The sequence below is a fragment of the Pseudomonas sp. GW456-L12 genome (genome assembly GCF_059424045.1).
The window spans coordinates 163,106-175,781 of the sequence record NZ_JBWKZA010000004.1 but is presented as its reverse complement, the minus strand read 5'-3'; the positions used below and the strand labels follow the sequence as shown (position 1 = coordinate 175,781).

Annotated in this window: 6 protein-coding genes; 2 read left to right on the top strand and 4 right to left on the bottom strand. The window is 63.3% G+C overall.

Translation table 11 applies throughout. From position 1 onward, the window contains the following. Positions 1 to 25 precede the first annotated feature (25 nt). On the bottom strand, positions 26 to 3,979 hold the full coding sequence (gene putA, locus AC07Y9_RS07025) for a trifunctional transcriptional regulator/proline dehydrogenase/L-glutamate gamma-semialdehyde dehydrogenase (protein ID WP_102678344.1): 3,954 nt from the start codon (positions 3,977 to 3,979) through the stop codon (positions 26 to 28). 461 nt (positions 3,980 to 4,440) lie between these two features. On the opposite strand from putA, the gene putP reads away from it, so the two are divergent. Together putP and AC07Y9_RS07015 are read left to right on the top strand one after the other, a co-directional pair. Beyond that, positions 4,441 to 5,925 (top strand): sodium/proline symporter PutP, encoded by a 1,485-nt coding sequence (gene putP / locus AC07Y9_RS07020; RefSeq protein WP_007926806.1) that lies wholly within the window; start codon positions 4,441 to 4,443, stop codon positions 5,923 to 5,925. Between the two features lie 160 nt (positions 5,926 to 6,085). Continuing rightward, entirely contained in the window at positions 6,086 to 6,922 is an 837-nt protein-coding gene (locus tag AC07Y9_RS07015) for a 23S rRNA (adenine(2030)-N(6))-methyltransferase RlmJ (RefSeq protein WP_007926805.1), read from the top strand. 92 nt (positions 6,923 to 7,014) lie between these two features. Here AC07Y9_RS07015 and msrA read toward each other — a convergent pair whose 3' ends face one another. From msrA to aceF, 3 genes are all read right to left on the bottom strand, one after another. After that, positions 7,015 to 7,662, bottom strand: coding sequence for a peptide-methionine (S)-S-oxide reductase MsrA (gene msrA / locus AC07Y9_RS07010; protein WP_087089829.1), 648 nt, complete (start codon positions 7,660 to 7,662; stop codon positions 7,015 to 7,017). A gap of 73 nt (positions 7,663 to 7,735) precedes the next feature. Then, positions 7,736 to 10,429: a putative bifunctional diguanylate cyclase/phosphodiesterase gene (locus tag AC07Y9_RS07005; RefSeq protein WP_102678343.1), complete on the bottom strand. Its 2,694-nt coding sequence runs from the start codon at positions 10,427 to 10,429 to the stop codon at positions 7,736 to 7,738. Between the two features lie 310 nt (positions 10,430 to 10,739). Continuing rightward, positions 10,740 to 12,671 carry a dihydrolipoyllysine-residue acetyltransferase gene (gene aceF / locus AC07Y9_RS07000; protein ID WP_102678342.1) on the bottom strand — a complete coding sequence of 644 codons (1,932 nt, stop codon included), beginning with the start codon at positions 12,669 to 12,671 and terminating at the stop codon, positions 10,740 to 10,742. Between the last annotated feature and the right edge of the window lie 5 nt (positions 12,672 to 12,676).

Here is a 12,676-nt window from a genome sequence, read left to right as displayed (position 1 = left end):
TTTTTCATGCCGCTGACTATCGGCTTCAGCCGATGGTCATCAGGCTGGCGTTACCGCCGGCCGCCGCGGTGTTGACGCTCAAGGCGCGCTCGATCACCAGGCGTTCCAGGGCAATCGAGGTTTCGCCTTGCGACAGGCCGTGAACTCCGACGATGGCGCCGGCACGCTTGGCCACTTGCTGGCAGACCGCGCGCAGCTGGTCGGAATCACCGTGATGCAGGACCGCGTCGAACACCACGTCGTCCTTGGTCCAGTCGGCCACGCGCTGGATGCGCGCTTGCACCTCCGCAGGCAGGCGGGCGTAGAGCGCCTTGCCCGGTTCGCCTTCCGGCCAGACCGCCGAACCACCCACGGCCAGGACCGCAGCCAGTTGAGTCAGCAGGTCGCCTTCGACTTCCGCCAGGCACAGCACGTGTTCGCGCGGCAGGATGGCGTAGCTGTTGCGTTCGCCGGTCGGGCCCGCCAGCACGCGGGTGACACCGCTCTGCGACTGCGCCGCGAACTGTACGCACAGGGCGCTGAGGTCCGCCAGCTTGTTGCTGTCGGCCCAGGCTTGCAGGGCGTTCAGCGGCTTGCTCATGGCGTCACGCAGGCGCACATCCGGTGCATTCAGGGCGTCGCCACGGGCGAACGACTGCTCGATGGCGTCGGTCGGACGGGTCGACAGCAGGCGGTACAGGTACAGCGGGCCGCCGGCTTTCGGGCCGGTGCCCGACAGGCCTTCGCCGCCGAATGGCTGCACGCCGACCACGGCACCGACGATGTTGCGGTTGACGTAGACGTTACCGGCGTTGACGTTGTCGATCACCTTGGCGATGGTCTCGTCGATGCGGGTGTGCACGCCCAGGGTCAGGCCGTAGCCGGAAGCGTTGATCTGCGCGATCAACTGGTCGATGTCCTTGCGCTTGTAGCGCACCACGTGCAGCACCGGACCGAAGATCTCCCGTTGCAGCTCGTCGAAGCTTTCCAGCTCTATCAAAGTCGGCATCACGAAGGTGCCGCGCTTGACCTCTTCGCCATCGGCGATCGCCACCTGATACACGTTGCGACCTTTGTCGCGCATGGCCTGGATGTGTTTCTCGATGCCAGCCTTGGCTTCGGCGTCGATCACCGGGCCGATGTCCACGGACAGGCGCTCCGGGTTGCCCAGGCGACTTTCCGCCATGGCGCCCTTGAGCATTTCGATCACGCGGTCGGCGGAGTCTTCCTGCAGGCACAGCACGCGCAGGGCCGAGCAACGCTGGCCGGCGCTGTCGAAGGCCGAGGAGACGACGTCGATCACCACTTGTTCGGTCAGGGCCGAGGAGTCGACGATCATCGCGTTCTGGCCACCGGTTTCGGCGATCAGCGGGATTGGTCGGCCCTGGGCGTCCAGGCGGCCGGCGACGTTGCGTTGCAGCAGGCGCGCGACTTCGGTGGAGCCAGTGAACATCACACCCTTGACTCGATCGTCGCCGACCAGACGGGCACCGACGGTTTCGCCACGGCCCGGCAGCAGTTGCAGCACGCCTTCCGGAATGCCGGCTTCGAGCATCAGGCGAACCGCTTGCGCGGCGACCAGTGGCGTCTGTTCAGCCGGCTTGGCCAGTACCGGGTTACCGGCGGCCAGGGCGGCGGCGACCTGGCCGCTGAAGATCGCCAGCGGGAAGTTCCACGGGCTGATGCAGACCACCGGGCCCAGTGGGCGGTGCGCGTCGTTGCTGAAATCGTTGCGAGCCTGCACCGCGTAGTAGCGCAGGAAGTCCACGGCTTCACGCACTTCGGCGATGGCGTTGGCGAAGGTCTTGCCGGCTTCGCGGGCCAGCAGGCCCATCAGCGGCTGGATCTCGCCTTCCATCAGGTCGGCGGCGCGTTCGAGGATCGCGGCGCGCTCGGCCGGCGGCGTGGCCTGCCAGATCGGCGCGGCGTTCAGCGCGCACTGGATGGCGTTGTCGACGTCTTCGACCGTGGCTTCCTGTACGTGGCCGACCACATCGCGGTGATCGGACGGGTTCAAGACCGGCGCCGGGGTTTCGCTGCTGGAAGCGCAACCGAGCATCGGCGCGGCTTTCCAGTGGTTGTGGGCGGTGGCCAGCAGGGCGCAGGACAACGACGCCAGGCGGTGTTCGTTGGCCATGTCGATGCCGGCGGAGTTGGCGCGCTCGCTGCCGTACAGGTCGCGCGGCAATGGAATGCGCGGATGCGGCAGGCCGAAACCGCCTTCCAGGGTCGCCATCTGCTCGATCTGGCTGACCGGGTCGGCCACCAGTTCCTGGATGGAGATCGACTGGTCGGCGATGCGGTTGACGAACGAGGTGTTGGCGCCGTTTTCCAGCAGGCGGCGGACCAGGTAGGCCAGCAGGGTTTCATGGGTGCCGACCGGGGCGTACACGCGGCACGGACGGTTCAGCTTGCCATCGGCAACCTTGCCTACCACCTGTTCGTACAGCGGTTCGCCCATGCCGTGCAGGCACTGGAACTCGTACTGGCCCGGGTAATAGTTCTGACCGGCGATGTGGTAGATGGCCGACAGGGTGTGGGCGTTGTGGGTGGCGAACTGCGGGTAGATGACTTCCGGTACCGACAGCAGCTTGCGGGCGCAAGCGATATAGGACACGTCGGTGTACACCTTGCGGGTGTAGACCGGATAGCCTTCCAGGCCTTCGACCTGGGCGCGCTTGATCTCGCTGTCCCAGTAGGCGCCTTTCACCAGGCGGATCATCAGGCGGTGACGGCTGCGGCGCGCCAGGTCGATCACGTAGTCGATCACGTACGGGCAGCGCTTCTGGTAGGCCTGGATCACGAAGCCGATACCGTTCCAGCCGGTCAGCTGCGGTTCGAAGCACAGGCGCTCGAGCAGATCCAGCGACAGCTCCAGGCGGTCGGCTTCTTCGGCGTCGATGTTCAGGCCGATGTCGTATTGCTTGGCCAGCAGGGTCAGCGACAGCAGGCGCGGGTACAGCTCGTCCATCACGCGCTCGTACTGGGCGCGGCTGTAGCGCGGGTGCAGGGCCGAGAGCTTGATCGAGATGCCCGGGCCTTCATAGATGCCACGACCGTGGGACGCCTTGCCGATCGAGTGGATGGCTTGCTCGTAGGACGCCAGGTATTTCTGCGCGTCGTGCTCGGTCAGTGCCGCTTCGCCGAGCATGTCGTAGGAGTAACGGAAGCCCTTGGCTTCGAACTTGCTCGCGTTGGCCAGGGCCTCGGCGATGGTTTCGCCGGTGACGAACTGCTCGCCCATCAGGCGCATGGCCATGTCGACGCCCTTGCGGATCATCGGCTCGCCGCTCTTGCCGATGATGCGGCTCAGGGACGAGGTCAGGCCGGCCTCATTGTGCGTAGACACAAGCTTGCCGGTAAGCAGCAGGCCCCAGGTGGCGGCGTTGACGAACAGCGACGGGCTGTTGCCCAGGTGCGGCTGCCAGTTGCCGGTGCTGATCTTGTCGCGGATCAGCGCGTCACGGGTGCCTTTGTCGGGGATGCGCAGCAGGGCTTCGGCCAGGCACATCAGGGCCACGCCTTCCTGGGACGACAGGGAGAATTCCTGCAGCAGGCCCTGGACGATACCGGCACGGCCGCCGGCGCTCTTCTGGTTGCGCAGTTTTTCGGCGATGGTCGCGGCCAGCTTGTTGGTGGCCTCGGCCATGGTGGCCGGCAGGCGCGCCTGCTCCAGCAGCATCGGCACCACTTCCGGTTCCGGGCGGCGATAAGCAGCGGTGATCGAAGCGCGCAGCACCGATTGCGGCAGGATGCTTTCGGCGAATTCGAGGAAGCACTGGTGAGCGTGGTCGGTCTGCACTTCGCCAGCGTCATCGCCGTCGGTGCGGGTCGAACCGCTCAGCTCGGTCAGGGTTGCACCACCCTCGAGTTTTTCCAGGTAATTGAAAATTGCCTGCTTGATCAGCCAGTGCGGCGTGCGATCGATCGAGGTCGCGGCAGCCTTCAGGCGTTCGCGGGTCGGGTCGTCGAGTTTGACCCCAAGGGTGGTGGTAGCCATATTTTTATCCTCATGTTTACCACGGTTGCGTGGCATCAGCTGGCGGCAAGATTAGCCGTGAGCCGAGAGAGGTGCAACCGGGTGCAACCTGTTTTTTATCGGAATAATTGGCAACTCATCAGGAATTAATTTCCGGTCCCTGGGCGGCGCTTCTGCTTGGTGCTTTTAATTCTGTCGCGATGGTTTTTTGCTCCAAAAAGGAGCAAAAACGGGGCGTTCGCCGGAAAAATCGCTTGGGTGCAACTTATTCTCGCGAAACAGGTTGCACCTTCTTTGAGTTGTTGAATAGCATTCGCGCCCAAGGTGCAACCGGCCCTCGCGACCGGTTCATCGGCTGATGGCTTTCCTGGGGAAACATCAGTCATAAATGCGCGGAGTACCCAACCGTCTCTCAAACGTAGTCGTTTGAGAGCGGTGGTGCTGACCGCCGCTACATAAAAACAAAGCCAGGGCGTAACTCAATGAGTGCAAGCAATCCAACCTTGATCACGTTCGTGATCTACATCGCAGCTATGGTGCTGATCGGCTTCATGGCCTATCGCTCTACCAACAACCTTTCTGACTACATCCTCGGTGGCCGCAGCCTGGGTAGCGTGGTGACCGCGCTTTCCGCCGGTGCTTCCGACATGAGCGGCTGGTTGTTGATGGGCCTGCCGGGCGCCATCTACATGTCCGGCCTGTCCGAGAGCTGGATCGCCATCGGCCTGATCGTCGGTGCCTACCTGAACTGGCTGTTCGTCGCCGGTCGTCTGCGAGTACAAACCGAACACAACGGCGATGCATTGACGCTGCCGGACTATTTCTCCAGCCGCTTCGAGGACAAGAGCGGGCTGCTGCGGATCATCTCCGCGATCGTGATCCTGGTGTTCTTCACCATTTACTGCGCTTCCGGCATCGTCGCCGGTGCCCGTCTGTTCGAAAGCACCTTCGGCATGCCTTACGAGACCGCCCTGTGGGCCGGTGCCGCGGCGACCATCGCCTACACCTTCGTCGGTGGTTTCCTGGCAGTGAGCTGGACCGACACCGTACAAGCCACCCTGATGATCTTCGCCCTGCTGCTGACGCCGATCATCGTGCTGCTGGCCACCGGTGGCGTCGACACCACCTTCCTGGCGATCGAAGCCCAGGACCCAAGCAACTTCGACATGCTGAAAAACACCACCTTCATCGGCATCATCTCGCTGATGGGCTGGGGCCTGGGCTACTTCGGCCAGCCGCACATCCTGGCGCGCTTCATGGCCGCGGATTCGGTCAAGTCGATCGCCAACGCCCGTCGTATCTCCATGACCTGGATGATCCTGTGCCTGGGCGGCACCGTGGCCGTGGGCTTCTTCGGTATCGCCTACTTCTCGGCGCACCCGGAAGTGGCCGGTCCCGTGACCGAGAACCACGAGCGTGTGTTCATCGAACTGGCCAAGATCCTGTTCAACCCATGGATTGCCGGTGTGCTGCTGTCGGCCATCCTGGCGGCGGTGATGAGCACCCTGAGCTGCCAGTTGCTGGTGTGCTCCAGTGCCCTGACCGAAGACTTCTACAAAGCCTTCCTGCGTAAACATGCTTCCCAGCTGGAGCTGGTGTGGGTCGGTCGCGCCATGGTACTGCTGGTTGCCCTGGTCGCCATCGCCATGGCCGCCAACCCGGAAAACCGCGTGCTGGGCCTGGTCAGCTACGCCTGGGCCGGTTTCGGCGCAGCCTTCGGTCCTGTGGTGCTGATCTCGGTACTGTGGAAAGGCATGACCCGCGACGGCGCGCTGGCCGGCATCATCGTCGGCGCCGTGACCGTGATCCTGTGGAAGCACTTCAATGTGCTGGGCCTGTACGAAATCATCCCGGGCTTTATCTTCGCCAGCCTGGCCATCCTGCTGGTGAGCAAGATGAGCGCGCCGAGCGCCGGCATGGTCCAGCGTTTCGAGGCCGCCGAGAAAGACTACAAGCTCAACCACTGATCGGGAGTCGCTGAGACGCTAACCCTGCAGTGATTCGAAAAGCCCGCATTCCCTGGGATGCGGGCTTTTTTATGGGCGTGCCTGCGCCGTGGAAGCTCCCGACACGACCTGACGCCGGCCGTGGCACAGGGTAAACTTCGCCCCCTGCGCAGGAGCAACCATGAACTATCGTCACGCCTTCCACGCCGGCAACCACGCCGACGTCTTCAAACACCTGACCCTGACCCGCCTCATCGCCCTGATGTCACGCAAGGAGCAGCCGTTCGCCTACCTCGACAGTCATGCCGGCATCGGCCTGTACGACCTCCAGGGCGATCAGGCCAACCGCACCGGCGAGTACCTGGAAGGCATCGCGCGCCTGTGGGGCGAGCAGGACCTGCCAGCGCTGACCGCCGACTACATGGCGGTGCTGCACAAGATGAACCCCGATGGCGAACTGCGTTATTACCCGGGCTCGCCCGAGCTGGCGCGGCGCCTGACCCGTTCCCAGGACCGGGTGCTGCTCAACGAGAAGCATCCGGAAGACGGGTTGCTGCTCAAGGAAAACATGAAGGGCGATCGGCGGGTGGCGGTCCACCTGGGCGAGGGCTGGCATGTGGCGCGGGCGCTGCTGCCGGTGGCCGAGAAGCGCGCGGTGATGCTGATCGACCCGCCGTTCGAACAGCTCGACGAGATGCAGCGTTGCGCCGCGTCGCTGAAAGAAGCCATCGGCCGGATGCGCCAGACCGTGGCGGCCATCTGGTACCCGGTCAAGGACCAGCGGGCGCTGCGCCGCTTCTACCAGGACCTGGCCGGTACCGGCGCGCCGAAGCTGTTGCGTGTGGAACTGCTGGTGCATCCGCTGGATACGCCTAACAGCCTGAATGGCTCGGGCCTGGCGATTGCCAACCCGCCGTGGGGGCTGGAAGAGGAGTTGCGCGAGCTGCTGCCGTGGCTGGCGCAGAAACTGGGCCAGACCCAGGGCGGCTGGCAGATGGATTGGCTGATCGCCGAATAATGAGGGGAGCTACAAGCTACAAGCTACAAGCTACAAGCTACAAGCTGAAGCAGGACAGCTTGCAGCTTGCCGCTTGTAGCTTGCCGCTGCTTTCAGATCGGGCAGGTCACGCCTGTGCCGCCGATCCCGCAGTAGCCTTCCGGATTCTTCGCCAGGTATTGCTGGTGGTAGGCCTCGGCGTAGTAGAAAGTCGGGGCTTCTTCGATTTCCGTGGTGATGGCGCCCAGCCCGGCCTTGGTCAGCTCGGCCTGGAACACTTTTTCGCTGGCCTTGGCCTGCTCCAGTTGGATCGGGTTGGTGGCATAGATTACCGAGCGGTACTGGGTGCCGATGTCGTTGCCCTGGCGCATGCCCTGGGTCGGGTTATGCAGTTCCCAGAACATCGCCAGCAGTTCCTGATAGCTGACTTTCTCCGGCTCGTAGACCACCAGCACCACTTCGCTATGGCCGGTCAGGCCCGAGCAGACTTCTTCGTAGGTCGGGTTCGGGGTAAAGCCGCCGGCGTAGCCCACCGACGTGCTGAACACACCCTCGCGCTGCCAGAACTTGCGTTCCGCGCCCCAGAAGCAACCCAGGCCGAAGATGGCGAATTCCACGTTGCCCGGGAACGGGCCCAGCAGCGGGTTGCCGTTGACGAAGTGTTCGGCTGGCACGGTCATCGGGGTTTCGCGGCCAGGCAGGGCTTGTTCTTTGGTAGGTAGCACGTTTTTGTTCACCAGAATTTCCGAGCGCAGAACCATGATCAGTCCTCTCAGTCAGGGTGGGATTGAGTAATTAACCAGACACGCAGTTTGCCCGAGTGTTACAGCGCTGTCAGGCGATTGGGCCGCGCGGATAACGTTTGAGCTTGTCGATCAGCTCCGAGCCGGGGATCGGCCGGTCGAACAGGTAGCCCTGGCCGACATCGCAGCGGTGGCGACGCAGGAAGGACAGCTGCTCCGCGGTTTCGATGCCCTCGGCCACCACCTGGATCTTCAGGTTGTGGGCCATGGCGATCACCGCCGAGGTGATTTCCATGTCGTCCTGGTTGGCGGGGATTTCATGGATGAAGCTGCGATCGATCTTGATGATGTCGATCGGGAATTTCTTCAAGTAGCTCAGCGACGAATAGCCGGTGCCGAAATCATCCATGGCCAGGGTCAGGCCGAGCTTTTTCAGCTGGTCGAGTTGCTGGTGGGTGTCTTCGGTGGCTTCCAGCAGCAGGCCCTCCGTCAGCTCAAGCTCCAGCAGCGAGGCGGGCAGCTGTTCTTCCTTGAGGATGCTGGCGATGGAGGCCACCAGGTCCGGGTCGGAAAACTGCTTGGGCGACAGGTTGATCGCTACCTGCAGATTGCCCAGGCCAGCGGCGGTGAGCTGCTTGCTCATGCGACAGGCCTGGCGCGCGATCCATTTGCCGATCGGGATGATCAGGCCGGTCTCTTCGGCGACGCTGATGAACTGGTCCGGGCGGATCATGCCCTTTTCCGGATGGTTCCAGCGCAGCAGCGCCTCCAGGCCCAGCAGGCGTCCGCTGCGCAGGCACAGCTTGGGCTGGTAGAACACGTCCAGCTCGTTCTGGGTCAGGGCGCGGCGCAGGTTGTTTTCCACGAACAGCTTGTAGCTGGCTTCGGCGTTCAGGGCCTCGGTAAATACCTGCACCTGATGTTTGCCGTTGGCCTTGGCCTTGTGCAGCGCCAGGCCGGCGTTGCGCATCAGGGTCTGCGGGTCGCGGCCGTGCAGTGGTGCGCAGGCCAGGCCCACGGAGCCGGTGACGCTGATGAGTTGGTTGTCGACGAACATCGGCTTGTCGAGGGTCATCAGCAACTGGCTGGCGATCTGTTGGCCGGCCTCCAGGTCGGTGTCGTCCAGCAGCACGGCGAACTCGTTACTGGCGAAGCGCGCCAAGCTGCCGCTCGGGCTCAGGCTGTTGCGCAGGCGCCGGGCCAGGCTGATCAGCAGCTTGTCGCCGGTCTGGTGGCCGAGGCTGTCGTTGATCCGCTTGAAATTGTCGATGTCCACCAGCAGCAAGCTGATGGGGCTGTCGCTGTCGCGGGCGAAGCGTTCGTCGAGGTTGCGGATGAAGGCGGGGCGGTTGCCCAGGTTGGTCAGGTTGTCGGTGTAGGCCAGGCGCTCGATGCGTTGCTGGGCCAGCTTGGTCTGGGTGATGTCTTCGTAGATGCCGATGTAGTGGGTCAGTTCGCGGTTGTCGCCATAGACCTTGGAGATCGACAGCTGGCCCCAGTACGGCTCCAGGTTCTTGCGCCGGCTCTTGAACTCGCCCTGCCAGCTGTTGCTCTTGGCCAGGCTGGAGGGCGCGTCGAACAGCAGTTCGCTGAGGTTCTCCAGCGCCGGCAGTTCCGCCAGCCGATGGCCGTGGACTTCCTCGGTGCTGTACTGGGTGATCGCAGTGAAGCTCGGGTTGACGTACTCCACCACGCCGTCGCAATTGACCAGCAGAAAGGCATTGGCGCTTTGCTCGACCGCACGTTGGAACAGGTGCAGGGCGCTGGTGGCGGTACGGCGGTTGTGGTTGTTGATGACCTGGGCGAACTGGTCGGCCAGCTCGCCGGCAAAGGCGATTTCATCGGATTGCCAGGCGCGGGTGTTACCCACTTGTTCCAGGCACAGCACGCCGACCACCTGGCCGTCGATGCGGATACTGGCGTCGAGCATGGCGTTGATATTGCGCGGGCGCAGGCTCTCGGCCATTTCCCGGGTGCGCGGGTCGCGCATGGCATTGTGCGCATCGATGGCCCGGCTGGTGTGCAGGGCTTCGAGGTAGTCGGGGAAGTCGCTGGCGTCGATCGTCTCCGGCAGGATGTATTCCTGCAGGTCGCGGTGATACACGCAGATGGGCACCAGCGACTGGCCTTCCAGGTTCCAGATGCTGGCGTAGTCGATCTCGTAGATGTCGCAGGCGCTGCGGGTGATCAGCTCGGCGGCTTCCAGCAGGGAGTTGTTGGCGCTATAGCGCTGGCGGGCCAGGAGCAGGATCAGGTCTTGCTGGGCGCGCACCCGTTCGAGGTGCTGGAGTTGTTCCTGCTGGGCGCGCTGATTGAGTTCCAGGGCGATTTGCAGGCGACTGTTCTGGGTTTCCAGGTCGGGCGCGGAGAGCGGCTGATCGTTGTCGAGCAGGCCATCGACCACCAGAAAATAGCCACGCAGCAGGTGTCGATTGTGCTGTTTGTAGGCTTCGCCGAGTTCCAGCAGGCTGAGTGAGCCCTTGGCGGTGTGCAGGGTGTAGCGAATCAGATAATGCGGGCTGTGGGTCAGTTGCTGCTGGATCGCATCGTGCAGCTGATAACGGGCTTCCGGCTCCATCAGGCTGGCATAGGGCGAGCCGACCAGGGCGCAGAGCTCGACGGCGGGCAGGCCGAATTGGCGTTCACAGTTTGGATCGAGAAACAGTAGGGCCCAGCTCGCTTCATTCAGCCGTTCGAAACGCAGCATGCCGAGCCGCGAGGGCACGGGCAACTGCGTCACTACCTCGGCCACCATACGGCTGGCGGCATCGGGTTGGCTTTTCATGGGGAAACTCGCTTGGTAAATGCTGATCGCGCCGGGCTCGCGCCCTCTTTACTGTTGCCTGCGGCAAGGTTGCATCATGCGGCACTGACTGACAAGTGAGATGAAGGCTAAGTGCTATAAGAATCTATCGGCAGAACGGAAGATTTCTGAAAGCTAATCTTTCTTGGTGTTTTACCGGGCTTTGGCGGCTGGTTACAGCGATTTTTCGGCAAAAAAAAGCCCCGCCAAATCGACGGGGTTGAGGTACGAGCGTGGCGCTCGAAAAGGGTGCAACGGCCGGCTTCCCCATGACAGGGAAACCGGCCGAGTCTTACAGCAGGATGGTGCGGATATCCGCCAGCAGATCGCTCAGACGCTTGGTGAAGCGTGCGGCAGCGGCGCCGTTGATCACGCGGTGATCGTAGGACAGCGACAGCGGCAGCATCAGCTTCGGCTGGAAGGCTTTGCCGTCCCAGACTGGCTGGATGGTGGCCTTGGAAACGCCGAGGATCGCCACTTCCGGTGCGTTGACGATCGGCGTGAAGCCGGTGCCGCCAATGTGACCGAGGCTGGAGATGGTGAAGCAGGCGCCCTGCATGTCGTCCGCCGAGAGCTTCTTGGTCCGGGCTTTTTCAGCCAGGGAAGCGGCTTCGGCAGCCAGTTGCAGCAGGCTCTTCTGATCGACGTTCTTGATCACCGGTACCAGCAGGCCATCCGGAGTGTCGACCGCGAAGCCGATGTTCACGTACTTCTTGCGGATGATCGCTTTGCCGCTAGGCGCCAGCGAACTGTTGAAGTCCGGCAGTTCCTTGAGCAGGTGCGCGCAGGATTTCAGCAGCAGCGGCAGGATGGTCAGCTTGACGCCGGCCTTCTCTGCAACGGCTTTCTGGGCGATCCGGAAGGCTTCCAGCTCGGTGATATCGGCCGAGTCGAACTGGGTGACGTGAGGCACGTTCAGCCAGCTGCGATGCAGGTTCGATGCGCCAGCCTGCATCAGGCGGGTCATCGGCACTTCTTCGATCTCGCCGAAGCGGCTGAAGTCCACCACCGGAATCGGCGGGATGCCTGCGCCACCGGTTGCGCCGCCAGCAGCTGGCGCTTCCTTGGCCTTTTGCATCATCGCTTTGACGTAAACCTGCACGTCTTCCTTGAGGATGCGACCGTGTGGACCGCTGGCGCCAACAGCGCTCAGCTCGACGCCGAACTCACGGGCCAGTTGACGCACTGCAGGACCTGCGTGAACTTTGGCGCCAGGCTTGGCAGGTGCCGCGGCCGGGGCGGCAGCAGGTGCAGCGGCAGCCGGAGCAGCAGCGGCAGGTGCCGGAGCGCTTGGCGCAGCCGCGGCGGCTGGAGCCGGGGCAGCAGCAGGTGCCGCGCCTTTGACTTTCAGCTTGAGGATCAGGTCGCCGGTACCGACTTCGTCGTCCAGCTTGATCGCAACGCTTTCCACGATGCCGGCGGCTGGCGATGGGATTTCCATGCTGGCCTTGTCGGATTCCAGGGTGATCAGCGACTGGTCGGCTTCAACGCTGTCGCCAGCCTTGACCAGCACTTCGATGATCTTGGCCTTGCCGGCCGAACCGATGTCCGGGACGTGGATGTCCTGGACGCTGTCGGCCACTGGGGCAGCCGGAGCTGCCGCAGGAGCAGGCGCAGCGGCAGGTGCCGGAGCAGCCGCCTGGGCCGGAGCGGCCGCAACAGGGGCCGCAGCACCTGCCACTTCCAGATCCAGGATCAGGTCGCCGGTGCCGACTTCGTCGTTGAGCTTGACGCTGATGGCCTTGACCACGCCAGCGGCAGGCGATGGGATTTCCATGCTCGCCTTGTCGGATTCCAGGGTGATCAACGATTGATCAGCCTCGACCTTGTCGCCGACCTTGACCTGGATCTCGATGATCTGGGCCTTGCCCGACGAACCGATATCCGGCACATGCACTTGCTGAACCGAAGCGGCAGCAGGAGCGGCAGCCGGTTTGGCCTCGGCTTTGGCAGCCGGTGCAGCGGCAGGCGCAGGAGCCGCTTGCGCGGCACCCTCGACTTCCAGTTCCAGCAGCTCGTCGCCTTCTTTCAGGCGATCGCCCAGCTTCACTTTCAGGCTTTTGATGACGCCGGCTTTGGGCGCCGGAACTTCCATGCTCGCCTTGTCCGATTCCAGTGTCAGGATGCTCTGGTCGGCTTCGATACGGTCGCCGACCTTCACAAACAGTTCGATTACTTCACCTTCACCGCTGCCGATGTCAGGTACGCGAATGAGTTCGCTCACAAAAA

What these genes read in the sequence shown, in the direction of transcription:
- msrA (WP_087089829.1), bottom strand. Translation starts at nt 7,662, where the DNA reads ATGGTTCTGCGCTCGGAAATTCTGGTGAACAAAAACGTGCTACCTACC.
- putA (WP_102678344.1), bottom strand. Translation starts at nt 3,979, where the DNA reads ATGGCTACCACCACCCTTGGGGTCAAACTCGACGACCCGACCCGCGAA.
- putP (WP_007926806.1), top strand. Translation starts at nt 4,441, where the DNA reads ATGAGTGCAAGCAATCCAACCTTGATCACGTTCGTGATCTACATCGCA.
- AC07Y9_RS07015 (WP_007926805.1), top strand. Translation starts at nt 6,086, where the DNA reads ATGAACTATCGTCACGCCTTCCACGCCGGCAACCACGCCGACGTCTTC.
- AC07Y9_RS07005 (WP_102678343.1), bottom strand. Translation starts at nt 10,429, where the DNA reads ATGAAAAGCCAACCCGATGCCGCCAGCCGTATGGTGGCCGAGGTAGTG.